Annotated in this window: 22 protein-coding genes and 2 pseudogenes; 9 read left to right on the top strand and 15 right to left on the bottom strand. The window is 41.1% G+C overall.

Annotated elements, in window-relative coordinates; translation table 11 throughout:
• Positions 1 to 50: 50 nt before the first annotated feature.
• The 14 genes and pseudogenes from VCHENC03_RS01085 to VCHENC03_RS01030 all read right to left on the bottom strand — a co-directional run bounded on the left by VCHENC03_RS01085 (position 51) and on the right by VCHENC03_RS01030 (position 15017).
• Positions 51 to 1106 carry a nucleotidyltransferase family protein gene (locus VCHENC03_RS01085; protein ID WP_009707908.1) on the bottom strand — a complete coding sequence of 352 codons (1056 nt, stop codon included), beginning with the start codon at positions 1104 to 1106 and terminating at the stop codon, positions 51 to 53.
• Entirely contained in the window at positions 1103 to 1606 is a 504-nt protein-coding gene (locus tag VCHENC03_RS0126320; RefSeq protein ID WP_032803136.1) for a GNAT family N-acetyltransferase, read from the bottom strand. The genes VCHENC03_RS01085 and VCHENC03_RS0126320 overlap by 4 nt, the downstream gene beginning before the upstream one ends.
• Positions 1603 to 2589 carry a pyridoxal phosphate-dependent transferase gene (locus VCHENC03_RS01080; protein ID WP_032803137.1) on the bottom strand — a complete coding sequence of 329 codons (987 nt, stop codon included), beginning with the start codon at positions 2587 to 2589 and terminating at the stop codon, positions 1603 to 1605. The genes VCHENC03_RS0126320 and VCHENC03_RS01080 overlap by 4 nt, the downstream gene beginning before the upstream one ends.
• Positions 2573 to 3736 carry a UDP-N-acetylglucosamine 2-epimerase gene (neuC, locus tag VCHENC03_RS01075; RefSeq protein ID WP_009707911.1) on the bottom strand — a complete coding sequence of 388 codons (1164 nt, stop codon included), beginning with the start codon at positions 3734 to 3736 and terminating at the stop codon, positions 2573 to 2575. The genes VCHENC03_RS01080 and neuC overlap by 17 nt, the downstream gene beginning before the upstream one ends.
• A complete protein-coding gene (gene neuB / locus VCHENC03_RS01070) occupies positions 3736 to 4737 on the bottom strand; it encodes an N-acetylneuraminate synthase (RefSeq protein WP_005428233.1) in 1002 nt (333 codons plus the stop codon). The genes neuC and neuB overlap by 1 nt, the downstream gene beginning before the upstream one ends.
• Before the next feature lie 8 nt (positions 4738 to 4745).
• On the bottom strand, positions 4746 to 5738 hold the full coding sequence (locus VCHENC03_RS01065) for a GNAT family N-acetyltransferase (RefSeq protein WP_009707912.1): 993 nt from the start codon (positions 5736 to 5738) through the stop codon (positions 4746 to 4748).
• Positions 5738 to 6889: a LegC family aminotransferase gene (locus VCHENC03_RS01060; RefSeq protein WP_009707913.1), complete on the bottom strand. Its 1152-nt coding sequence runs from the start codon at positions 6887 to 6889 to the stop codon at positions 5738 to 5740. The genes VCHENC03_RS01065 and VCHENC03_RS01060 overlap by 1 nt, the downstream gene beginning before the upstream one ends.
• A gap of 12 nt (positions 6890 to 6901) precedes the next feature.
• Entirely contained in the window at positions 6902 to 8092 is a 1191-nt protein-coding gene (locus tag VCHENC03_RS01055) for a UDP-N-acetylglucosamine 4,6-dehydratase (RefSeq protein WP_009707914.1), read from the bottom strand.
• Entirely contained in the window at positions 8092 to 9357 is a 1266-nt protein-coding gene (wecC, locus tag VCHENC03_RS01050) for a UDP-N-acetyl-D-mannosamine dehydrogenase (RefSeq protein WP_009707915.1), read from the bottom strand. The genes VCHENC03_RS01055 and wecC overlap by 1 nt, the downstream gene beginning before the upstream one ends.
• A gap of 22 nt (positions 9358 to 9379) precedes the next feature.
• The gene (wecB, locus tag VCHENC03_RS01045; RefSeq protein WP_009707916.1) at positions 9380 to 10504 is read right to left on the bottom strand and encodes a non-hydrolyzing UDP-N-acetylglucosamine 2-epimerase; all 1125 of its coding nucleotides are present in this window, start codon (positions 10502 to 10504) and stop codon (positions 9380 to 9382) included.
• Positions 10505 to 10593: 89 nt separating this feature from the next.
• Positions 10594 to 11583, bottom strand: coding sequence for a Wzz/FepE/Etk N-terminal domain-containing protein (locus VCHENC03_RS01040; RefSeq protein ID WP_009707917.1), 990 nt, complete (start codon positions 11581 to 11583; stop codon positions 10594 to 10596).
• A gap of 105 nt (positions 11584 to 11688) precedes the next feature.
• Positions 11689 to 12834 (bottom strand): annotated as a pseudogene (locus VCHENC03_RS28235) (SLBB domain-containing protein); the annotation flags it as partial.
• Between the two features lie 90 nt (positions 12835 to 12924).
• Positions 12925 to 14418, bottom strand: a pseudogene (locus VCHENC03_RS28240) (SLBB domain-containing protein); the annotation flags it as partial.
• A gap of 80 nt (positions 14419 to 14498) precedes the next feature.
• Entirely contained in the window at positions 14499 to 15017 is a 519-nt protein-coding gene (locus VCHENC03_RS01030; RefSeq protein WP_032803139.1) for an outer membrane beta-barrel protein, read from the bottom strand.
• 432 nt (positions 15018 to 15449) lie between these two features.
• Here VCHENC03_RS01030 and VCHENC03_RS01025 point away from each other — a divergent pair, with 432 nt between their 5' ends.
• The 9 genes from VCHENC03_RS01025 to VCHENC03_RS00985 all read left to right on the top strand — a co-directional run bounded on the left by VCHENC03_RS01025 (position 15450) and on the right by VCHENC03_RS00985 (position 24848).
• A complete protein-coding gene (locus VCHENC03_RS01025) occupies positions 15450 to 15677 on the top strand; it encodes a hypothetical protein (protein WP_009707921.1) in 228 nt (75 codons plus the stop codon).
• Between the two features lie 68 nt (positions 15678 to 15745).
• Positions 15746 to 16429: a YjbF family lipoprotein gene (locus VCHENC03_RS01020; protein ID WP_009707922.1), complete on the top strand. Its 684-nt coding sequence runs from the start codon at positions 15746 to 15748 to the stop codon at positions 16427 to 16429.
• Positions 16426 to 17145 carry a capsule biosynthesis GfcC family protein gene (locus tag VCHENC03_RS01015; RefSeq protein WP_009707923.1) on the top strand — a complete coding sequence of 240 codons (720 nt, stop codon included), beginning with the start codon at positions 16426 to 16428 and terminating at the stop codon, positions 17143 to 17145. Before VCHENC03_RS01020 ends, VCHENC03_RS01015 begins: the two co-directional genes overlap by 4 nt.
• Entirely contained in the window at positions 17142 to 19346 is a 2205-nt protein-coding gene (locus VCHENC03_RS01010) for a YjbH domain-containing protein (RefSeq protein ID WP_009707924.1), read from the top strand. Before VCHENC03_RS01015 ends, VCHENC03_RS01010 begins: the two co-directional genes overlap by 4 nt.
• A 151-nt stretch (positions 19347 to 19497) precedes the next feature.
• Positions 19498 to 20439 carry an ADP-glyceromanno-heptose 6-epimerase gene (rfaD, locus tag VCHENC03_RS01005; protein ID WP_009707925.1) on the top strand — a complete coding sequence of 314 codons (942 nt, stop codon included), beginning with the start codon at positions 19498 to 19500 and terminating at the stop codon, positions 20437 to 20439.
• Positions 20440 to 20545: 106 nt separating this feature from the next.
• Entirely contained in the window at positions 20546 to 21535 is a 990-nt protein-coding gene (gene lpxM / locus VCHENC03_RS01000; protein WP_009707926.1) for a lauroyl-Kdo(2)-lipid IV(A) myristoyltransferase, read from the top strand.
• Complete coding sequence (gene waaF, locus VCHENC03_RS00995; RefSeq protein WP_009707927.1) at positions 21532 to 22590, top strand: lipopolysaccharide heptosyltransferase II; 1059 nt, start codon at positions 21532 to 21534, stop codon at positions 22588 to 22590. The genes lpxM and waaF overlap by 4 nt, the downstream gene beginning before the upstream one ends.
• Positions 22584 to 23849, top strand: a complete 1266-nt coding sequence (waaA, locus tag VCHENC03_RS00990) for a lipid IV(A) 3-deoxy-D-manno-octulosonic acid transferase (RefSeq protein ID WP_009707928.1) — start codon at positions 22584 to 22586, stop codon at positions 23847 to 23849. Before waaF ends, waaA begins: the two co-directional genes overlap by 7 nt.
• 3 nt (positions 23850 to 23852) lie before the next feature.
• Positions 23853 to 24848, top strand: a complete 996-nt coding sequence (locus tag VCHENC03_RS00985; RefSeq protein WP_009707929.1) for a hypothetical protein — start codon at positions 23853 to 23855, stop codon at positions 24846 to 24848.
• Here VCHENC03_RS00985 and VCHENC03_RS00980 read toward each other — a convergent pair.
• On the bottom strand, positions 24843 to 25541 hold the full coding sequence (locus VCHENC03_RS00980) for an acylneuraminate cytidylyltransferase family protein (protein ID WP_009707930.1): 699 nt from the start codon (positions 25539 to 25541) through the stop codon (positions 24843 to 24845). The two genes, VCHENC03_RS00985 and VCHENC03_RS00980, sit on opposite strands and share 6 nt — an antisense overlap.
• Positions 25542 to 25605 lie beyond the last annotated feature (64 nt).

Here is a 25605-nt window from a genome sequence, read left to right on the forward strand (position 1 = left end):
AAACTTAATTCCAACTTTCACTTCAAGCCTATTGTTTAAAAATTATCAAGTTATATACCTAAAGATAAAATGTCCACTTGAGCTCTTTTAAAGTCATCCATACGACCAATATCTAGCCAATATTCATGAATAGGGAACATAAGTACTTTTTGACGCTCTTTCATATGCTGTTCGAGTAATGTAGGCATATCAATATTCTGGTTTTTTTCCACAGACTGAATAACTCTTGGAGAAACAACATAGATACCAGCATTTACAAAAAAGCGCTGCACTGGTTTTTCGACCATGCTTGTTATCTGGTTACCTTCACCATTAATAACACCATATGGTATTTGATAATCATATTCACGAACACACATAGTAGCGTCCGCATCATTTTCTATATGGAAGTTTAATAACCGTTGGAAATCCACCTTGGTTAATACATCTCCATTTATCATGATTAGAGGCAAATCTCTTGGCATATCTTCTGGCAGTAAGCCAAGAGCTCCTCCAGTTCCTAACGGTGAATCTTCATGTACATACGAGATATTAACGCCTAAATTACTTCCATCACCAAAGTGTTGGTGAATTTGCTCTGGCATGTAATGAGTCGAAATATAAAAGTTACTAAAACCTGCTTTAATAAAACTTTTAACAACAGTTTCTAAGATAGGTTTATCACCAACCTTTAACATCGGTTTTGGACATGTGTCTGTTAAAGGGCGTAATCTGGTACCAAAACCTCCTGCCATTATAAATACTGGATTTTGATATTTATTTTTACTTAATGCACCGTGCAGTGTCTCCAAACCTACAACTTTGCCATCTTTGAGCAATGGAATTGAAAGAACACCTTTAGATTCCATTAAATCAATTAAGGTTTCTCTTTCAGCACCAACCTCTGCAACTGTTGGGTTTGTATTCATAACTAGAGCTATGGCATCATTTAAGGAAAGGTTATTGAGCAAACCTCGTCGAATATCACCATCTGTAACGACCCCAACTAGGTGCTGCTCTTTATCAATAACCAAAGCAACGCGCAAGGCTTCTTTGTTGATAATTTCTAATGCTTCTAGAATTGTTGCTGAAGGTTCTAGCAACACATTTTTCCACTCGTGACTCATTGACAATCACCATAAATCTTTATGAACTTACAGAATTTTACTGGCTCGACTTCTTGATTAAAAGATCGAACTTCTTCTTCTATCGTTTTTATAAATCCTAATGATTCAACCGATTTAATAGAAGGGATATTTGAAGTTGCAATCCACGCGATTACTTTATCGACTTTATATTTCGTTACAGATAATCCTTCTTTGATCATGAACTTTGCTAACCCACGCCCACTCTTCTCAGAAGATATACCATATGCAATCTCAACTTCGTCAGCATCAGAATTATAATCTATATACAAATAACCTATCGCTTCACCCTTTTCACATAAAAGGTAGAACTCTCTAGAGCTACTCTCGATGGCTGCAAAAAAATGATGCTCTAGTTTTTCTTTAATGGGAGCCTCAGAAAAGCCCGACCAGTAGATATTTTGGGGTTGGCTTCTCAATCGAAAAAAGCTTTCAAAATATTCATAACTAGCGAGCTTCAACTCTAATTTTTCTTCATTCATTTATCTAGTTTCTTAATCAAGTTACAAATTCGTGAGATATCTTCTTGCGTATAGCGACTATCCAAAGGTAAGGAAAGAACGTTTCCTGATAACTGATTTGAAACCTGCTCAACTTCAGGCCAGTGGACCGCCAAAAAGATTGAATGCTCCATCAGTCCCTTTCTCACTTTATCGCGATTAGCTAACAGTAGTGGCAAGAAAGAGGGGAAGTTCACATTAATATCTATATATTGGTCGGTTCTAAGAAGTTCTTTGGCGGTCGTCAGATTTTCTTTACGTATCTTTAATTCTACGTGTTTATCACTATAGAACTGACATGCTAGAACCGTACTTTTATCTTCTGGTTCATAGATTCCAACACCGCTATCCAACAAATTTTCGGCATATGAAAAAGGTGATAAGTAATCACTCTCATTACCGATAGAATTACTGAGAAACTCAGCCTTTATGTTTTTTGCTTGATATTTGATCTCTGAAAATTCTGACAAACGTAACTTATTCAATCGTTCTAATGGTACGTTTGATATCAGTTGGCTGAAATCAGCTATTGCGGTTATTTTTCTTAAGCTATTAAAGTAACACCACTGTACATCAGCCAAGACCTTAGGAGGCTCGACACCAAAAACATCATCGATAATGAATGGAACTTGAGAGTGCTCTATCAAATTACGAAACGAAGTACTCTCATGACCAAAATACTTAACTAAATATACTGCACTAATATCTTGATAATCATCAGAAAATTCGAATTCAAAGTTATCTTGAACTGCATAAAATAGTACTTCGATATCGAATTCTAGTAATACATCAACAACAATTTGACATACAAAGTCTGGAACAAGAACCTTTTTCCCCTGAAGTGACATTGAGCGAACAGCCCATCTTAGCGAAGAGCGCCCACTATTCGTCACTCCATAAAAGAGACCATCCTTGGCAAGCTCTTGCTCACCGCCTATCGTTCTATTTTCAGTATTTAACATCATAAAATGGCTTAGTTTTTAAACTATTCAAATCAACAGCCCTCAGAACATCTACCACTTTTTTAGAACTATTTCCCTGTCCGTAAGGGTTCACTGTTTGCAATAGAGACTCTTTAAATGCACCGCTATACACTTGGTCTAAAGCAGACGAGATTTCGGTAGCGCTTACGGCTACATCAAGAGTACTGTTCGCTCTCACTCTTCCTTTCTGGCGATCGCCGATATTAATAGTGGCAAGTTTAAACGATGGCGCCTCTACGATACCGCTAGATGAGTTCCCGACCACGGCATCAACGTATTGCAATGCTGATAAATACCTGAGCTGCCCCAGCGAAGTAAATGCAATCGCTTTGTCACTATTCTCTGCAACATAGGCATCGATCATTTTATTAATCAAACGACCACCAACATCAGCATTTGCCTTAGTAAATATGATTAACGTGTCATTGAGATTGTCAAAACCTGACAGAATCTCAGAGAAGTCACGTTCGACCTCTTCAACATCCTGAGTGGTCTCTGGATGATAGGTAAATAGCAAGTTTTTTGCTTTCAGCTTACAATCTATCGAGTTTTCAAATTCTTCTTTGGACATCAACTGCATGCGCAGCAAGTTATCTAAGCCGACTTCCCCAACCGTAAACACTCTTTCTGGCAACTCTCCCATTTGAATCACACGCGTTGAATATTCATCCATTGCGGTAAAGTGTAAATGAGACAATTTGGTCACTGCGTGACGAATCAGTTCGTCAATCGCGCCTTCTGTTAGCTCTCCGCCACTTAAGTGAGCCACTGGAATACGCGCAATATTTGCGGCAGAAACAATTGGGATTAACTCGTAACGATCACCTAATACAACCACGATGTCTGGCTGCAATTCATCAAATGCTTCAGCGAAGCTGATCTGCGCAAGCCCCATGCTTTTGCTTACTCCGATTGGAGTATCTGATGACAACAATATTTCTATTTTCTTGTTTACACAAAATCCATCATCAAGAATTTGCTGATTCGTCAGGCCAAATTCAGGAGACAGGTGGCTGCCTGTTGAAATGATCTGCAACTCTAGCTCTGGATCATTTTCAATGTCTTCCAATAGACATTTTAATAAACCATACTCAGCTCTCGTAGCCGTCACGACACAGATTTTTCTCATCAGATTAGCTCTCCAATTTGGTAGTCTTTTTTGGCTACAGAGCCAACGACTTCATCCCATCTTGTTGGAGAGATGCCATTACCAGGGCGTTTAATTTCTAGCATATCAGGAGTAATCAACTGCCCTGCCGATATCTCTTGTCCTGCAACAATGCTTTTTCTAACAACATTTCGATTAGCCTGCTCTGTTTTTGTCGGTACTTTCCAACCTGAACCAAGCGCTTTTTCAATATTACGAATTGATGTGACCATATCTGACAACTCTTGTGGCTCAAGGCTCGCTTTATGGTCTGGTCCTTCCATAGTGTTGTCTAGTGTAAAGTGCTTCTCAATAACCTTTGCTCCCATTGCTACGGCTGCAACGGGAATTTCGATGCCTAAAGTATGATCAGAGTATCCGACTGTAATACCTGGAAAGGCCTTTTCTATCGTTAACATCGCCGCCAAATTAACGTCTTCAGGTGCAGTAGGGTAATCTGTCGTCGCATGCAAAACCGTAATGTCACTTAGAGTTAATCCTGCATCAACTAGGGTCATGATTGCATGTTCAACTTCATGTAAGTAGCCCATTCCAGTAGATAGAATAACTGGCTTTTTAAAGCTAGCGATATGACGTAAGAATGGTGTATTGGTTAATTCACCAGAGCCAATTTTGAAGACATTTTGCAGCTGATCAAGAAATGTTGCGCTTTGCTCTTCATCTGGCGTAGACATAAAAGTAATCGCTTTTGAGTCACAGTAAGCCTTCAAATCTGAAAAATCATTGTAGCTAAGCTCTAAACGCTTCAGCATCTCAAACTGCGTCTCCTCTCGCTGAGTATTCTCTACTTGATACTCGGCCATTTGCGCATCTTCCGTAACCAGCAGCTCTGTTTTCCATGTTTGGAATTTTACAGCGTCAACGCCAGCCTCTACGGCTGCATCAATCAATTTCTTTGCTAGCTCAAAGTCACCATTATGGTTTACACCCGCTTCTGCGATGATAAAAGTCTTGTTTGTCATGGTTACCTCTAAGCTCGGTATAATTGAAATAGTTTTGGAGGGCTTACATCTTTATGTTGTTCAGCCCACATTTGATTCAGCATTTGACGTTTTTCAGGAAGAAAGTCTAAGCCCGCAATATAGAATGGCATCGTAAGTGGTGAGAACTTCGACTTAAACTTAAACAGGCTGTCATCAGGAGAAGACGTTCTACCACCACCCAGCATCATATAACGGCAGCCCTTGCTTTTGGCATGTTCAAAGGCGGCATCAAGTAGCAGGTAGTTACCATTTTCTTTGGCTAACGCTTGGTTGTTCGCCGACAAATGATAGTGAGCTAATTCTTTCCCGCACATAAAAAAGCCAATAGAGGCGAAAGTACTCTCTTTCTTCGTTGCTAGTAAGTCGACTCCTTCCAGAGCGCTCAGAGCATTAAAATAATCTTCTTGGAAATAAAAAAAGTCACTTGCAGAGTTTTTCTGCATCGTTTCGTAATACATTTCCATAAAGCTGGAAAGCTCGACTGAGCCCGTCTCTATTGTGAGTTTTTTCTCAGCCTTTTTTATTATGTTTCTTGTCGTTTTTGAATATAACTTGCGTCGTTCTTCTGTGCTTTTTTCCAAATCAACAATGACCACTTGCCTTTCTGGTAAGTTCATTTCGAAAAGCGAGGCCATATTCCCTAAAGAATTAAATGGATGAAAACGGATAAATTCACATACTATGTTTTGTTCTTTACAGAAATCTCTGTAGGCACTAAAAGCACGACATAAAAACTGCTCATCTAATGAGTTCGAAACTGGACCACCGTAACCATATGGAGTCTCTAAATCATATAACTCTTCGTCAATTTCTTTGCCTGAAACATTTTTGATGCGGCGTTTTAGAGCACTAAACTGTACATTGGAATCACCTTCTTCATACTTGAACTCAAAGTGTTCACATTCACCTTCATACAACGCGGAATATGCTCGTTGGTAATAGATATCTGAGGGTAAATTTCTAATTGTAATATCAGTCATCATCTAGCTCGAAGTATTGGAGTACTAGGCAAATTAATTAGGTGCGCCTCAATAAACTCAGAATACGTTAGGTCACCACGTATTGAATTCTCAAACATAGGTAATCTATGCATAAGCTGCCAAATTGGCCGAGTCATCACTCCAGAATCATTTGTGACACTGAGGATCTCTTCGCGGCTTTCTTTATCCGAGCAAATGATCGCATTTAACCAATAGTTTGACTGCGCATATTCAGGTTCAGTGACAAACTTGATGTCTGAACCTTTAAAAAAGTCATTGTAACCTTCAGCAAGCACTCTCTTTTGTTTTAGGTACTGCTCGATAACTTCCATCTGAGCACACCCTAGAGCTGCATTCAGGTTTGGCATACGATAGTTGAAACCAGGTTCATCATGGAAGAACTCATACGGATGAGGAACTTTTGCTGTCGTAGTAACATGCTTAGTTCGCACACCTAATTCTTGAGTCTTACATAACACCATGCCACCACCGCCTGTGGTGATGATCTTATTGCCATTGAAGCTGACAGCACCAAAATCACCAATAGTACCGGTGTGTTTGCCCTTATAAAACGAGCCTAGACTTTCTGCGGCATCTTCAACCAACGTGATGTTCCATTTCAAACAAACAGCAACCAGTTCATCAAGCTCTACAGGGTGACCAAACGTGTGCATTGGTACAACGGCTTTGATTCTTCTACCTGTTTTTTTATGGATACACCCCGCGTCGGTGACTTCAGCATTCTCTTCTAAAAATGCATCCACAGCCTTAGGGCACAATCCTAAACTCACTGGAGATACATCTAGAAAAATAGGCTCAGCCCCCATATGATAAAGAGCATTGCAGGTTGCAACAAAAGTCAAAGCTTGCGTAATAACCAGGTCGCCTCTTTGAACATCAGCCATGTACAATGCAGCATGCAATGCTGCTGTACCATTAACTGTCGCTACAGCTTTAGCCGTACCAGTGTAAGTTTCAATTTTTCTCTCAAAATCATCAACAAACTTACCGACGCTAGAAACAAATGTACTTTCAATCGTTTCCATTACGTACGCTTTTTCGTTGCCATCGAAAGTCGGTGCATGTAAGGGAATAAATTCGTCTGTTTTGTAAGTATCTCTCACAAATTCAACAATAGATGTCGCTTTCATTGAATGCTCCACTTACATCTTGCTATCGAGGTATTTACCCGTTTCTTTGTGCCCAAAATCAGGGATCATGGTAAAGAACAGTTTCACAATCTGCTCTTTAGTCCAAGCTCGCTCACCTTTCATCTCTGAGATGCTGTTTTCAAACAAAGTAAGAAGCTCTTGCTCATAAAGAGGTTCATTTTTGATGATGCCCAGATTTTCGAATCGAGACATATCCAGCTCTTCTTTATCTGTAAAAAACTCTTCAAAGTCTTTTTCACCCGTTGTATCACTTGCAGTAAACAAACATGGCCACTTGCCCTGCTCAGGAAGTGTATGTGCAAGTTGGCGAGCTTCTTCTTCTGTTTCACATAGGTGAGGCTCAAAACCAAGTTGCTCTAGGTATTTCACCGCGATATCTGCAAACGAAATAAGATGTAGAGCTTCACTCAGTTTCGGGAAGAAAATGTCACGGTTTTCGCCAAAGATACAAGACATTAAACATAGTTCTCCCGACTCTTGAGGGGTAACAAAGTAACGCTTGATGTCGTTTGGGGCCACGATAGGTTGGCGCTTTTGGATACGTTGGTTAAATCCGTGAAGTAGCGAGCCATCAGAGAATGCCACATTTGCAAATCGAGCAGTTGAGATTGCCATTTGCTCGCTTTTACGCATCAGGAACATTTCCATAATACGTTTGGATGCTCCCATCATATTGACTGGGTTTGCAGCTTTATCTGTTGAAACACAGAAATACTTTTTCGCGCCAGCATCAATAGACTGCTGGATCGTTTTGTCGGTATTAAAAACATTCACATCGATCATGCGCATCAGTGTATAAGGATCTTTTTCACTTCTAACATGCTTAAGCGCAGATAGGTTCAATACATAATCGAACTTACCATCGGCTTTAATGAATGCGTCGTACTCTAGAGAACCAATGTCCAAAGCAAATGTTTGGAAGTCACCATCAATATAACCAAATGAGCTACGGATATCTCGGACAAGCTCTACCATATTGTTTTCACTAATATCGACAACATGTAGCTTCTTAGGGTTACGTTTAAAAATCTCTTTAGTTACAGCTTGTCCGATTGAACCAGCGCCGCCCAAAACAAGGAAACTTGACGCAGAAACAATACGTGACAGCTCTGCTTCATAATTTTCAATATCTTGTGTGAATAAGGCCTCAGTACGACCGATTAAAGGCAAAATAGCATTCATTACCAAATCCCCTTGGTATCTACTAAGTATGGTGAGTTTATTGACTCAGCTTTAAATTCTTTGTGGTCAACAAGCATGACATGAATATCAGCTGTCGACTTTGCAGCGTCAAAGCTCTGAAGCTCAACTTGCTCCAATGAACTTGGCAATTGATGAATATTAGGTTCAACTGCAATTACATTCCCCATATGGAAAGAAGCAATTTCTTTTACAATCTGCATTGCAGGGCTTTCACGTAAGTCATCGATGTCAGGCTTAAAAGCTAAGCCGTAACAAGCAATTGTAACCTCTTTGGCTGTTTTATCAGCATTCTCTTGCAGGAAGTCTGCAATGGCCATTTTAGTCTTACCGACAACCCAACCAGGCTTACTGTCGTTAACTTTACGTGCCGTATGAATAATTTGAGCTTCCGCTGGCGTTTTTGAAACGATAAACCATGGATCAACCGCAATACAATGACCACCGACGCCAGGACCTGGTTGAAGGATGTTTACACGAGGGTGACGGTTTGCTAGTGCGATCAACTCCCACACATTGATATCTAACTTATCACAGATAACGGAAAGCTCATTTGCAAATGCAATTTGAACGTCACGAGAGCTGTTTTCAGTTAACTTCGCCATTTCCGCAGTGCGTGCATTGGTGATAACACATTCGCCTTGAACAAATGTTTGGTATAACTCAACTGAGCGTTGAGAACACTTCGGTGTAAGGCCACCAATAACACGGTCATTTTCAACTAATTCTCTCACTACATGACCTGGCAAAACACGCTCTGGACAATGAGCGATATTAATGTCGGCACCTTCACCGTGAGTCTGTGGGAATGTAAGATCTGCACGAGCTTGAGCCAACCATTCGGCCATTTGTTCTGTTGCACCAACTGGTGAGGTCGACTCTAGTATAACTAAGTCACCTTTCTTCAAGACAGGAGCAATTGCTTTACTTGCAGCTTCAATATAGGAAAGATCAGGTGCAGGCACTTCACCTTCTTTACAAGGTAAGAAGGGCGTTGGAACAGCGATGAGAAACGCATCCGCAGCTTCTGGAGTTGTCACAGCTTTTAGATAGCCTTCTTTGACAGCGGCATTTACGATCATATCGAGCTCAGGCTCAACGATATGAATTTTACCTTGATTGATAGTGTCTACAGCATGTTGGTTAACATCAACACCAACAACCTTTTTCTTGCGTGATGCGAACATTGCTGCTGTTGGCAGACCAATGTAGCCCAAACCTACAACTGATACTGTTTCAAAAGACATATATACTTCTCGTTAAATTAAATTATTTTGCTAGAACATCTAGAATTCGTTGACATGCTTTTCCATCACCGTAAGGGTTATGTGCGAAGCTCATTTCCTTATACGCTTGCTCGTCTTGAAGCAAAGTCGTTAAACCTGTAACGATTCGATCTACATTGGTACCAACCAATTTGACCGTGCCTGCCTCTACAGCTTCTGGGCGCTCTGTTGTATCTCTCATAACTAATACGGGCTTCCCTAAAGAAGGCGCTTCTTCTTGAATACCGCCCGAGTCGGTTAGAATAATATGAGATCTATTCATTAAGTAAATGAAAGGTAAGTACTGTTGAGGCTCAATCAGATGTACATTGCTTATTCCCGCAAGAATTCGGTTTACAGGTTCACGTACATTAGGATTCAAGTGCATTGGATAAACGATTTGAGCTTCTGGGTGCTTTTGCGCAGTAAAGGCTAGCGCTTCACAAATACGCTCAAAGCCACCACCAAAGCTTTCTCTTCTGTGGCCTGTAACGAGTACTAACTTTTTATCTTCACAGAGAAATGGGAATTGTTCAGACAGGCTATGTTGAAGAGCCTCATCATGATCGATTTTTTCTTTGATCAACAAAAGAGCATCAATAACAGTGTTACCCGTCACCGAGATACTCTCTTTCTTAAAGTTTTCTTTCAACAAGTTGTTTTGTGAAGTCTCTGTAGGTGCAAAATGATATTGAGTAAGCGCCCCTGTCAACTTTCTATTTGCTTCTTCTGGCCATGGAGAGTAGATGTTTCCGGTTCTTAAACCAGCCTCAACATGACCAACAGGAATTTGCTCGTAGTACGCTGCTAGACTAGCAGCAAATGTTGTTGCTGTATCGCCATGTACTAAAACTACATCGGGCTTAAACTCTTGTAATACTGATTTAAGCTCTAACAAGATTCGTGCGGTCACATCATTTAAAGACTGCCCTGCTCTCATTAAATTTAGGTCATAATCTGGCTTAATTTCAAATAGTTCAAGCACCTGGTCTAGCATCTCTCGATGTTGAGCTGTTACACAACATTTTGCTTCAAATCGTTCATCAGAAGATAAAGCGTGAACCAAAGGTGCCATCTTTATCGCTTCTGGTCGGGTACCAAATACCGTAAGTACTCTTTTCTTTGTCATCATTACTGACCTAATGTAAAACTTGAATAATAATTTTCGCGGGCGCATGAACCCTCTTCATGCTCCCTTTACCGTTATATGCTTTGCCCTTAGCTTGGTGATGCCTCATTAGCCCCCAACGTGTCTCTCTTTGCAAAAACAAAACGGATTAGCACAATCATAACACCTAAAATACCGCCAAGTAGTGTTCCTGCAATACAGATAAGTGCTCTCTTAGGAGACGCTTTTTCTTCTGGAACTACCGCAGGGTCGATTACTTTAAATACGAATTCTTCTTGAGCCTCAGCAAGCATTAAATTCTTTGTCTGCTCTTCAATTAATTTATAAAAAGTAGACTGCATATCAGCAACCGCTGTCTTCTGAAGCTGCTCGCTCAAATATGTTAGGTTTTTATTGCTGTCACGAATTGTACGCTCACGCATGACTTGATTAATATCTTCTATTAACCAGTTCACCCATTGTTGAGCTACATACGGTGAGTAATGGTTCACTGACAATCTGAATAGGCCAGATTCTTTGTCGGGCTCAATACTCAAAACCTCTGAGATGAATAAACGGTAGGCTTCTTGAGCCGTAGGTTCAGCTCCCTTTAGCCCTTGAGGTTTTCTCAACCAAACTTGCTTATCTTCGTCGTAAAGCTCATCGTTTAATATCAGCTTGTTGGCTCCCATGTCCCAGCCTTTACTCCCCATCAAAGGAACTAAGATGTCGTGCTTCTCTACAAAGGATTCAATAAACTGACGAGACTTCATAACTTGAAGTGCTAAGTCGGTTTGGTTGCTTTGGCTTGGCAAGCTGAAACCAGCAAGAGACGCCAACCCTCCAAGCTGACCAGACATCGCTGCCAAGCCGCTAGCATTAGAATCTTGAGCTGGAGATAAAAGGGCGTCAGCTCTGTAAATATTTGGCTTTGACAGTGCAAATGCCACAGAAGCAGCGGCAAAAATGACAGTCGCAACAATGATTATCCACTTCCCTTGCCAAAATGCAGAGAGTAGTTCTCGTAGGTCTATCTCATCTTCGGCAGGAATGTTGGTATGAGGATATGGGGGCAGGTTTGGGTATTGCTCAGATTTCATTTAACTTTATCCCAGTCAATTAGCTTCTTGCTCATTGATTAAATACAGATATACACAAACAAAAAACGTGAGCCCAGAAATAACCTAGACTCACGACTGTTTTTGTTATTGCAATGCGTTGATCGCTACACCAGTTTGGTACAGGATCTGTGTTGCCGCAGTCCAAGTGCTCAGAGCATCGCGGTAATCAGTATCAATTGGCACTACGATTGTATCGCCAGCTTTTAGCTCTTCTTTGTCATTTCCAAACCAGTAACCCGAACTCGGTTTATAAACGGAGCCGTCAGCCCTAACAACAAAGATACGGTCTTCATCAGCTTGTTTCTTAACACCACCCGCTTTATTCAGGTAATCATCTACATCAAGCTTATTATCTAGAAGGTAAGTGATTGATACCTGCACCTCACCCATAATAGATACGGTGTTACGGAATGTAGGGATAAAGAGGAAGTCACCATCTTCAAGCATAAAGTCTGCTGATTTATCGCCTTTAATCACTCTGTCTAGTTGAACAACCATACGACCAAGAGCCTTACTTTTGCTTGCTTCTTCAACAAACGAAAGAGTCTTATCTGGATCAGAGATCACTGATCCCAAGTTACTGTCAGCTCGGAACGTTTTCTTAGCCGTTTCAGCACGCATATCAGCGGCGTATTGATTAAGCAATTTTTGCTCTTGAAGACGCAACGCTTCCCTTGTAAAAATTGCCCCTTGTGGGTGAGCAAACTCAGTTAAGCCCCCTGCGCGCTTCAATAGCTCACCTAACGTTTCTCCTTGACGCACTGTATAAGTACCAGGGAAACGAACCTCACCCTGTAAAACAACCGTACTTTGTAGTTTGATGTTTGGTTTTTCTAAAATGTTGAGGCGATCTCTTGCCGTAATAATAACGTCGCTAGCAACATCTCCCTGAATAACTTTTCTTAAATCTATTCTTTCTACATCGATACGAGCACGTTCATCAACGCTATTGATTACTGTGCGTGCCAACTCTGCATTAATAGTATATGCATTGTAAGTTAATCCCCCTGCTGCCTCCAAAAGCTTTGAAGTAGTCGTTCGAGCCTCTATTGGGTAGCGACCTGGGTGTTTTACCTCACCAAAAACTTCCGCGATTTCTGGAGCTGCACCGAGGCGAGATTGCTGTTGCAATTGCAGTAAAACCGGAGCTAACAGAGAGCGGCGAGTATTTTGTTTGAGAGTATCTAAATCATCTTGTGTGATTTCTTTACCTCGAAAAATTATCTTTGTCTCTTGCTCTTGAGCTAAATTACTTGGCATTTCACTGCCATTAGCTTTAGCACCGTTGATTTGTGATACACCTGCACTTACTGCTTGAGTGCTCACAGAAGAATCCAAAACGGCTTCTTCTTTACGCTTCTCATTAAGGGCTTGTTCTTGTGCTTGCTCTAAGGTCTTAACTTTATTAGTCGTCTCCGAGTCAGAAATAGAGTCCAAATCTTCATTGTTAAAGCGGTTGAAAACCAGAATTCTATCACGAGACATTAACTTCAAGTTATCAGAGCTGTTAGGAGCCAAGATAGCCTGAGCTAAGTTTATTTGGTGGACTTCAATATCTCGTTGAGCATTCACTTCTCGAACGACAACAGCGTAATTTACATCAGCAGTTGAGTTGAATGCTGTATCTACTGAGCTGAATAGATCCGCGACTCTCAAACCATTTTTCCATTCGAGGTAACCAGGATGTTTAACATCCCCTTCCACTTGGATATAACGGGTAAGTTCCTCGCTCTTTCTTTGCACATCAACCACATCACCAGAATGCACCTTGGCACTCTTCACTGTCGAACTGTTAAAGTTCAATGTAATGGCATCACGATGACCTTTTGAGGCATACCGTTTTACTTCAACTTGCTCGGTATATGCATTAGCAGTAAAGCCACCTGCAAAACGAATGGCGGTTTCGTAGCTCTCACCTGATTTCATCTCGTAGATTGCAGGTCTATTTACTTCACCATCAATGGTAATTGTTGGCCCCACAGAACCAATGAATACAACATCTCCAGGCAATAAGCGTACATCATTACTTGCATCACCCTTTAAAAGTAAATCATACAGATCAAGCTTACGAATTACCTTTCCATCACGCTTTAATTGGACATTTCTTAACGCACCACTCTCACCAAAACCACCACTGTAATAGATCGCTTGAGACACTGTAGTTAGAGCGCTTACACTATAAGCTCCAGGCTTGTATGCATCACCCATGACAAAAACTTGCATAGTTCGCAGCTCACCCATTGAGATATCACTACGAACACCAATCATTTGTTCTTTTACTCTTGTGGTTAGAGAGTCTCTAACTTCTGAAAAAGACAAACCTGCAACTTGGATCGGACCTAATGATGGGAAATTAATCGTACCAGCCCTGTTTACTCGTAAGCGGTGCGTAGTGTTGTCTTTACCAAATAGCTGAACAACGATCTCATCTCCTGCTCCAACGGTGTAATTTGCTGGTACAGGAACATCACTAATAGGTGCGAATGTGCTAGGAGAACCAGAAAATAGGTCTAAGCCAAATCGCTTAAGCTCTTCATCGCCTTTAGTTTTAGTTGCTGAATCATCATATTGACCTGTTAGGTTATTCATATCTCTTGGCTGAATAACCTGAGGGTTTTGGAAAGTACTTTCTTGATTAGCACTTTGAGAAGGGACAGAGAAACCATATTTGTCTGCTAGCGACTTCTGCTGATCTGCAGGCAAGTTTTGAAACATTTTGATCTGTTCTGGTGTTGGGTTTTGGGCCAACGCACTTGTTGTAAAGCTACTTGCTAGCAGAACTATAGCGGCAACTGAAAGGTATCCTTTGAACATGTCGTGTAAATTCGCCGTGTTAGAGTGATTAAAAAGTTATATCCAATAAAATTTGGTCTCATGTTGCATTTCTGCGAAGACTAAAATCTATGCTGGAAGCCTATCGTCATAGTATTCAAGCGAATACTTTCTTCTGAAACATTATCCACAAACTCAAAAACCACAGCGTTCTTGTTGTCCAGTGCGTAATGAAGACCTAAACCGAAACTGAATCCATTTTCTTTTGATGTACCCGCCCCCTGTTGGTTGACTTCCACACTTGATACTCCAGCAAGTCCGTACATCGCTACACGCCCACTAACCGGCATGTTTAGCTTTAAAAAACCACTAGCCAGTTGATCGATAGCTAAACCACTATCTCTTTGTATAGAGGTGCCATATCGTGCTTCTAAAGCAACATAATCATTAAAAAAATAACCAACTTGCGCTTGTAATACGAAAGGAGAGCCTTCGACTATTGCGCCTTGGTTATTGAATTGATGCTCTGCATTAGCATAACTAACGGCTGCTCCAGTATAAAAATCTGCAGATGCAGAGAAAGAGATGCAACTCGCAGTTACTAGACAAGCCAATCCTAAGCTTCTTTTTTTATTCGTCACGAAAGTGCCCTCTATAAACTAAACTCGCGGTACTTTTAGTTAGCGCTTTGGAAGTTGAACGCATATAAGCCACGCTACCGCCCTGAGGCATTGCGCTAGCCACTATTCGCCAGTTTAACTAACTCAATTGACGCTAGATATTATTCTATGGCCATAAATTTGATTTTCTTAACCTTGAACATGACTCCGTTAGTGTCTTTCCAAGGGCTGGCAAATTATGCACGGATTAACATTAATCAGCAAGTCAGCCCTGATAAGGATCTTGGCTTCTGATATAAGACTTTCGAGTTGTCCGAGCATTGTAAAAGTTAATGTGAATAGCTAAACCAAAATAAGAAACTATTTACATGTTGGATGATTTTTATCTAAAATAGGAGTTGGTGTGCAAACACCAAACATCGATGTTTAATACCGGAAATACAAGGATTAATAATGAAAAACACAGCTCTAGCTATTCTTATGGCTCTAAGCGCGTCAACAGCTTTCGCAGCCGAGACAGGCGCGGAAGCGGGCAACACTGCTGCTGCATCTGCATCTGCAACTGGTACAACAGCGGTTGCTGTTGGTGCAGCGGCAGCTGTAACAGTTGTTGCAGTAGCAGCATCTGACAGTGACTCTACTTCTACTTCTACTTCTACTTCTACTTCAGCAGCTAAGTAAGTTTTAAAAGTAGTTTGTATGCATATCGCCCTGAATATTCAGGGCGATTTTATTTGCATGAGGGAATAATGAAACAAACTCTTACTTTAAAGTGCTACAAGGCACTTTCGCTTGTGCTGTTTTTGTTCGGCTCTATCGGGTGCACTCAAAAGTTCAATGATGTATCTGCAACAGTAAAAGAAGCATACAGCAATTATGTCGACGTTGAGCTGTCAGCTGATGAGATCAGAAATGTCCCATATGCAAGTGCATATCTAACTATCGGATCACAAAAACAAGTTTTTGTCGTTCTTGCTTTTGCTGAAGAAAACAAAAAGACAGGTATAACTCAATTAAAATGGGTCAGCGCAGACAATGCGATGATCGTAACCGAGAATGGACGAATTGTGAAAACTCTCGGGCTACAATCTAACAACCTCGCAGGCATCCAAAGCCAAGTGCCACAATATGATGCCATAAGCGATACTCCAGTAGCATATGGCGCTGTTTACGATTGGACTCCTAATTACCGCTACTCCTTTCCAGCAAAAATCACGCGAACCAAATTACAACGCGAACCTGTAGTAACCCCTTTGGGTACAACCAATACCACTGTTTACAAAGAGAAAGTTGTATTTACCACTTTAGATTCCGAGTTAACTAATACTTACTGGGTATCAGATTCAGGCGAAGTAATACAAAGCTTACAATACCTTGGACCTGACATGCTTCCAGTCAAGTTTGTCGTATTAAAGGGGTACGCAAAGAAATGAGATCATTACTATTAGCATTAAGCTTGTGCGCTTTCTCTGGCTCAATATACGCAGCATCCTCTCAAACCACGGTTGAACTCACAGGTTTACAAAAATCTCTTCAATTTGATGGAAAAGTAAGACTTGTAGAGATCATGAAAGCTAGCCAACAACATGGCGCATCAATGGATTACCCTTTGGCCACGACTTTGTTTGATGAATCAGAAGAAGCGAAGGAGTACTCCTCATCACTTAAGTCCTTTGTATTAAACCAACTAATGCAAAAGAACCTTATCTCGCATCCGTTTTATAAATTCATTCAAGATAACGGGTTCTCTAAAAGAGTATTGTCGGACTTAGATCTTGATGAGTTACGCCTTAAAAAGGATAGAAACCCTCTAATTTCAGGTGAGTATTCATTAATAACACCTGAACGAAGCGATAAAATTCTACTTTTAGGCAACTTAGATAGCGTTAATATACTAAAGAATCAACAAGGCCTGCCACTATCGGATATTCTTACAAACTTGAACAATATTTATGATAGTCGTAACCCTTATCCTGTCATTATATATCCTGATGGCAAAGTAGTTGAGCCACATAAAGGTCATTGGAAAAGCACATATTATTATTTGCCGCCGCTATCAATTGTATATTTCCCATTTGCTGATTTCCGCTCATCAGAACTGGATAAGAGCATAGTGGAGCTACTTACCTTATTGAAGACTCACCCATGAAACTCATTAAAAGTACTCTTGTCTTAACAACAATGAGTCCCCTACTAACGTGGGCTCAAAGCACTCCTTTCGAAGCACCACCATTACAGCCATCTCAAATGGATTATGGTGGCGTTGGTTTAATGCAGATGCCAACTGGACGAATGGCTCCTGAAGGAGAGTTCAACTTTAGCGTTACATCTAGCAACGAATACCTTTTCTACAATGCCACTCTACAAGTAATGCCTTGGGCCGAAGCTACGATTAGATATACGATTGTCGACGGGCTACCATATTGTACAGACCCAAGATTCTGTGGTGACAATGAGTATACTGATAAAGGTATCGATTTTAAGTTTAGACTATTAGAGGAAAGTCAATACTTACCTGAGGTGTCCTTTGGTGTTAGGGATTTTGCAGGTACAGGACTGTTTGACTCAGAGTACTTCGCTGCAACCAAACAGTATTCTAATAAGAACTTAGGTACTTTTGATTTTACTTTGGGTATTGGCTGGGGCTCAATGGGTACCAGAGACAATATTTCTAACCCAGCTTGTGAAATTTCAGACCGATTCTGTACACGACCTGATGATTACCAGCTTACAGGTGGAACAACCAATTACGATCGTTTCTTCAAAGGCCCAGCTGCGTTGTTTGGTGGTATAGAATACCAAACGCTTCATGCGCCACTGCGCCTTAAAGTTGAATATGACAGTAACGATTACAGTGAAGACTTCCCTGTTGTTCAAGGAGGGGTAGACATGACTCCTCATACTCCATGGAACTTTGGTGTGTTGTATCGCTTAGGTAGCATCGCCGATTTGCGCTTGAGCTATGAGCGGGGAGATACTTTAGTCGCAGGAGTGAGTTTAAATACAAACTTCAATAATATGCCATCGTTTTGGCGTGATACTCCTACACCTGAATTAAAAGATGAGCAGCCAGAAACGATCTCAGATGTTGACTGGAAGCGAGTGAGCGAAGATTTAGATCAGATCGCCGGATATGAGGCAAATCAAATTTATGTCTCTGATAGTGAAGTGACTATTGTCGGTGAGCAGACCAAATATCGAGATAGAAACAAGGCTTATGAAAAAGCAGGTGCGATACTTCATAACCAACTACCAAAAGATATTGACGCTTATACAGTTGAAGAAAGAAACAACGGTTTATCAGGACATCGAGCCACGATATCAGCAAATGATTATGTTGATGTAGCCAATGTAAATTACATAGCCCCGAATATCGAAGACGCACTCGATGAAACACCTGGTTTGGCTAATGAAAAACAGACTAAAGTTTACGATGGCTTTGAAAGGTTTGATTGGGGATTTGCACCTCAACTAGTACAAACTTTAGGTAACCCTGAAGAATTTTATCTATTTAGTGTCGGTTTAAAAGGAAGCGCATCTTACTGGTTCAATGACAATCTCGAGATTGGTGGATCATTATACTGGGATTGGTATAACAACTATGACAAGTATAACTACATAACTCCTCCAGATGGAACGAGTGTTCCACGTGTTCGAACCATGTTCAGGGCTTATACTAATGAACACGATGTGACGATGACTAACTTGCAACTTACTTGGTTCCAAAACTACTCCGACAGTATGGACCAACAGTTCTATGCAGGTTACTTAGAAAGTATGTTTGCAGGTGTTGGTACTGAGTTTTTATACCGACCACAAGGCGCAAACTGGGCGATTGGTGCTGATTTTAATTTAATTTCACAACGAGATCCTCAAAGTTACTTCGGTGTCTATGATGAAGAATGGCAGCGTGTCCCGGGGTATGGAAGAGATTTCCGAGTTATAGACCAGGGCTTTACTGGTTTTGTGTCCGGCTACTACTACCCACAATGGGACTTCTTACAAAACTTGATGATTCAAGTCGACGTCGGCCAGTTCTTAGCTGGCGATGTTGGAACGCAATTGAATGTATCGAAACAGTTCAAGAGTGGTGTTATCGCAGGTGCATATGCATCCTTCACAGACCTCTCAGCTGAAGAGTTTGGAGAAGGTAGTTTCACAAAGGGCTTCTACATATCAATCCCATTTGACATCATGACTGTAAAACCAAGTAAAAACCGTGCTAACTTTAATTGGCAGCCTCTTACTCGAGATGGCGGACAGAAACTCGGTCGCAAATACAACTTGATCGAACTAACAGATCACAGAAACCCTTGGTACCAACGTCCAAATACGTCAGACGAAAAATAATCTAGTTCTGATTAGATGACTTAACTAAAACAAAGGAAGCTTCGGCTTCCTTTTTGTTTGCCTAATGACAACGACTTCCCCTAGTACTAGCACCTAAAGGCTTAACTCTGCTAAACTTCCTGAGAAAATTTTAATCTATGGTGGAAGTCTTATGATCATCGTAACTGGTGGTGCTGGCATGATCGGCAGCAACATTGTTAAAGCTCTGAACGAAGCAGGTATTAACGATATTCTCGTTGTCGACAACCTAAAAAATGGCAAGAAGTTTAAAAACTTAGTTGATCTTGATATCACAGATTACATGGATCGTGATGACTTCCTTACCCAAATCATGGCAGGTGATGACTTCGGCCCTATCGAAGCCATCTTCCATGAAGGTGCTTGTTCTGCGACAACTGAGTGGGACGGCAAGTACATGATGCTAAACAACTATGAGTACTCAAAAGAGTTGCTTCATTACTGTCTAGATCGTGAAATTCCATTCCTATACGCGTCATCAGCTGCGACATACGGTGAGACAGAAACGTTTGTTGAGGAGCGTGAATACGAAGGCGCACTCAATGTATACGGCTACTCGAAACAGCAATTTGATAACTACGTTCGTCGCCTATGGAAAGACGCAGAAGAGCATGGCGAACAGCTTTCTCAAATCACTGGTTTCCGTTACTTCAATGTATACGGCCCACGTGAAGATCACAAAGGAAGCATGGCATCAGTTGCCTTCCACCTAAATAACCAAATCAATGCCGGCGAAAACCCTAAACTATTTGAGCGAAGCGAAAGCTTTAAGCGTGACTTTATTTATGTTGGCGATGTATGCAAAGTAAACCTTTGGTTCTTTGAAAATGGTGTTTCTGGCATCTTCAACTGTGGTACTGGCCGTGCAGAATCTTTTGAAGAAGTAGCAAAAGCGGTTATCAAGCACCACAACAAAGGTGAAATCCAAACCATTCCGTTCCCTGAGCACCTGAAAGGCGCTTACCAAGAATTCACTCAAGCGGATCTAACTAAGCTTCGTGCAGCTGGTTGTGATGTAGAATTCAAAACGGTAGCTGAGGGTGTTGCTGAATACCTAGTGATTCAAAACCACTAATTCCCTTCATTAAGGTGGTAGTTAACTCTCTACCACCTTTACTCTGATATTATTACTACATACCTCCACTCGCCTCTCTCCAAAAAATATAGGTACTTAAAACTTCATGACTAATCAACGTGATGATTTCGATCCTAAAGCTTATAACCCTGAATTTGAGCGCCACTTTTTAGCGCCGAAGTATTGGGGGACGTGGATAGGTGTTGTCCTTTCTTTGCCGCTTGCTTTACTACCTTTAGGGGTTCAAAAATGGCTAGCAAAAACCATCGCGAAGAAACTGGCTAAATCACATAAAGGTCCGGCTCACCGAGCTAGAGTCAACTTTGAGCTGTGCTTCCCAGAGAAATCATTTGAAGAGCGCGAAGCGCTGATTGAAAAAACGCTTTATACCGCAGCATTGTTCTTTTTCCGTTTCAGCTTACTTAGCTTACGTTCATCTAAATGGTTACAGCGGCGTTGCCAGATCCGAGGTTTAGACATCCTACAAAAACACATCGACAATGATGAAAAAGTCATTTTGATGGTTCCACACTCATGGGCAATTGATATTCCCGCGGTGTTGCTTGCTTCGATGGGGATGCCAGTCTCTGCAATGGCAAAAAAGCAGAAAAATGAAGTGGCTGATTGGCTAATGCACGAACAACGTGTGCAATATGGCGGTCGCGTTTATGAACGCTCTGGTGGTGTTAAGCCGTTTTTGAAATCAGTTCGTGACGGTTACATTGGCTATTATCTACCCGATCAGGATCATGGTCCTGAACACAGCGTTTTTGTCGATTTCTTTGCGACCAGAAAAGCAACGCTCCCAGGCTTAGGTAAAATTGCCAAGCTGTCACGCGCTAAAGTGTTACCTATGTTTGCTTCTATGAATACAGAAGATGGTACGTTTGATATCGAAATCTTACCGGCGTTTGAATTAGACAAGGGCGAAGAACAAGATGCTCGCACTTGTAACCAAGCGATTGAGTACTTTGTAGCAAATAAGCCAGAACAATACATGTGGGTGTTGCAGCTTTTACACTCTCAAGAAGATGGCAATAACTATTACAACCTATTCAAACCGAGATACAACACTGACTGGCAAATAAGCAAATGAAAAAAATCTTAATTATTGGCCCTTCTTGGGTTGGCGATATGGTGATGTCGCAGTCTCTTTACATTGTCTTAAAGCAACTTCATCCAGAAAGCCAAATTGATGTGATTGCACCAGGTTGGTGTAAACCAATCCTTGAGCGCATGCCAGAGATCCATCAAGCAATTGAAATGCCTATTGGTCATGGTGAATTCAACTTACTTGGTCGTCGCGAAATCGGTAAATCACTCCGAGAAAAACAATACGACCACGCCTACATCCTGCCGAAGTCTGCAAAATCAGCTCTTATCCCTTGGTTTGCAAATATTCCGCTTCGAACAGGTTGGAAAGGCGAGATGCGTTACGGTTTACTTAATGACTTGCGACCAAACATGAAGTCTTTCCAATTCATGGTTGAGCGCTATGTGGCATTAGCTTACCCACAAGAGGAAATGATCGACTCTTCTTCTCTAGGTGGTTTAGAAACCCTACCTCGCCCTAGCCTGTTTATTGATAAAAAAGAGCAAGCTGAAGCGATTGCTAAGTTTAACCTCAATCAAGAGGCGCCTGTTGTTGGCCTGTGCCCAGGAGCAGAGTTTGGCCCTGCAAAAAAATGGCCAGAGACACATTACGCAGAAGTTGCATCAGCTATGGCGAATGCAGGAAAGCAAGTGTGGCTATTTGGTTCTCAAAAAGACCTTGAGACCTGCAACAACATCAAGCAATTAGTACCTCAAGAACACCAGCACCAGATTCATGTTTTGGCAGGACAAACAAGCCTGATAGAAGCCGTTGATCTGCTAGCGGCATGTCAGACTGTTGTAGCAAATGACTCGGGTCTTATGCACGTGGCAGCTGCCGTTGGTTGTAACGTCGTTGCGGTCTATGGTTCAACATCTCCAAAGTACACTCCACCGCTTGCGGAAAAGGTAGAGATTGTTCATACCGATATTGACTGCCGTCCATGCTTTAAGCGTGAGTGTGAGTTTAAGCACCTTAAGTGTTTAACTGAGTTATCACCAAAACAGGTGTTAGACAGCATCCAAAAACTTGAAGCGATAACGGTAAGTTCATGCTAATCCGCATTTTTTACACATTGCTACTTGCCCTTGCGTCCCCTTTCCTATTGTTTGGTTTATATAAAAGTAAACCGAACAAGCCCAAGTTTGGTCAACGATGGAAAGAGCATTTTGGTATAACTCCAAAGCTAGAGACAACTGAGCGCCCCATTTGGATTCATGCGGTTTCGGTAGGTGAAAGCATCGCCGCTATCCCACTCATTAAAGAGTTGAAAAAGCAAAACCCAACCCAACCTATTTTGGTCACCACCACAACCAGCACTGGTGCGGAACAAATTGCTAAGTTGGGCGACTTAGTTGAACACCGCTATATGCCTATCGATTTCGGTTTTGCCGTGAAAGGCTTTCTAGAGGCAATACGCCCAAAGCAAATGTTGATAATCGAAACCGAACTTTGGCCAAACACGCTTAATACTGTACACAATGCAGGAATCCCTGTCATAGTGGTCAATGCTCGCCTCTCTGAAAAGTCGTGTAAGAACTACGCAAAAGTGCAGCCACTGTTTGATCTCTTACATCCATGCATAGAGAAGGTCCTTTGCCAGACGGAGTCAGATGCTGGGCGTTTCGAATGTTTAGGTGTCGAGAAAAACAAACTTTTTGTTACTGGCTCAATAAAGTTTGATATCCAGATATCGGACGACGTAAAAGAAAAAGGCAAAGCGCTAAGGGATGCCCTTGGATTAGAGCGCCCGATTTGGATAGCTGCCAGCACTCATAAAGGCGAAGATGAGCAGGTATTAGAAGCCCACAAAAAAATCTTAGAATCTCACCCAAATGCACTTTTAATCCTTGTTCCACGACATCCAGAGCGATTCGAAGATGTATTTGAGCTTTGCCAAGGTCAAGGCTTTGAAACTGCTCGCCGTACAAGCCAAGAAGAAGTAACAACATCGACCCAGGTTTATCTTGGAGATACCATGGGTGAGATGCTGATCTTGATTGGTGCTTCCGATATATGCTTTACGGGCGGTAGTTTAATTGGCGATAAGGTTGGTGGGCATAATGTCCTAGAACCTGCAGCTTTGGGCGTGCCAGTCATCACAGGGCCGAGCTATTTTAATTTCCAAGAAATTGTCGACAAGATGGTATCTTTTTCTGCGATAGCGATTACTTCAAACGCAAGCACCCTTGCGATTGAAATAAAGGATCTAATTCAAAATGAAAGTGCTTACCATCAAGTAAAGGTAAGCCTACTTTCTGTCGTAAACTCAAACCAAGGCTCATTACAAAAAACTCTGGATAAGGTAACTTTATAAACTATGGATCTTTTTGTTGTTACATCACCCATGCAGTATGTTTGTGCCTTAGAGGCTAAAACATTCTTTAACAGCCAAGAAGCGATCTTACTGTTGGTAAACCAGAAAAGTACGCTTGGTTTAGAGCAACAAAACCGACTTTTTAATGCTAAAGAGTGGCAAAATATCATCACCATTGATAGGGGAAACCGTAGTGTTGCTGTCCCTAAAGCAATCAAAGAGATCAAGAAAGCACTAAATGGGTGTTCGATACAACGTTTTTTCTATGCTGAATTTAATGCTTGGCGAACAAAACTAATACTAAAAAACCTCAATATAGAGAAACAAATCTATTTTGATGATGGTACGCTTACACTGTCGGAGTACCCGAAGTATATACTGCCTAAAAAAGACTTTTACCGCCCAAGGTTCCTTCAAGATTTAGTGGTGCGCCTTAATGGATGTAAACCAATTGGTCATTTAAAACCTTCTGATAATCTAGAAGTTTTTACGATGTTCAACTTAAATCCAATAGCACATAAAGTACATAAGAATTCCTTGAGCAGATTAAAGGGGAAGTATGGTAACCCATCTCTGTATAATAGAGATGCTCCAATTGGCTATATAGGACAAGGGGCTATTGGTGACAAATATCAAAAGTCGGTATCACAATACATTAAAGAGATTGATACTCTCGCTAAGTCTAGCAATCGAAAAATTGTATACTTCCCTCACCGAACAGAGCGAGATGAAGTAAAAGAGGCACTACAAGGGAAAAGCTATATTATATACCACCGTAGTGAATATCCTCTAGAAATAGAGTTAATAGATAAAGGTATTGAACTCTCTGGATTCGTAGGGACTTATTCAACTGTAATGTTTACTTGCAGACTACTCTATCCAGATATGCCCATCTATACGATATCCGATGACTACCCTGATAAAGTGTTTCGAGCAGAACTAAGAAGACAGTTCAAAGCTATTAATGTAAAGAAAATTAATAGCTTTCAAGACTTATGACAATCTTCTTTTATTAAGGAAGAATTCAGCTAATTCAAAATCAAACTGTTGATCAATATCGAATGAGTCCTTGTTTTCCATGACAAAAGCAAAGGACTCACTTGTATAGCAGATCTCTTGGTATTCGAGTAATTTTTCAACATCAAATATATAAATCGCACCATTGAAGCGATAAAAGCTCCCTAAATCTTGAGAACGCTTTAGAGCTTCTGGTCGAATAAAGTTTTCCATTGAACCATTGTCTGGCAATGTATTTGACCAAAGTGGAGGATGCTCACACGGTGTCACAGATACAACAGAAAAAGCTTGTTTCTCAATAAATAGCTCTAGAGCCTGATCGATATGCTGTGAAGTACGCAAAGGCGACGTGGGTTGGAGTAAAATGACTATATCAAAATCAGTACCAAATTTTTCCAACGTGTACGTTAGGACATTCGCTGTCGATGCAGTATCAGAAGCTAAGTGCTCTGGACGAAGTTCAGGTGCAGGAATCCCTAAACCTGCAGCTACATCAGCGATCTCCTGATCATCTGTGCTTATAAATATATCATCAATATACTCACTACCTTTCGCCGCATCAATAGACCAACCAATTAATGGCTTCCCTGCAATTGGCAAGATATTCTTTCTTGGTAACCGTTTACTCCCTCCTCGAGCAGGGATAAACGCTAATACCTTTTTTCCATCAATCATTAATATGTCCTTAAGTTCAATCTACATACTTTAATTTAAGTAAAACATTACGATTCATTTTCTA

The organism is Vibrio sp. HENC-03 (genome assembly GCF_000305755.2).
In the GTDB taxonomy this organism is placed as follows: Bacteria; Pseudomonadota; Gammaproteobacteria; order Enterobacterales; family Vibrionaceae; genus Vibrio; species Vibrio owensii.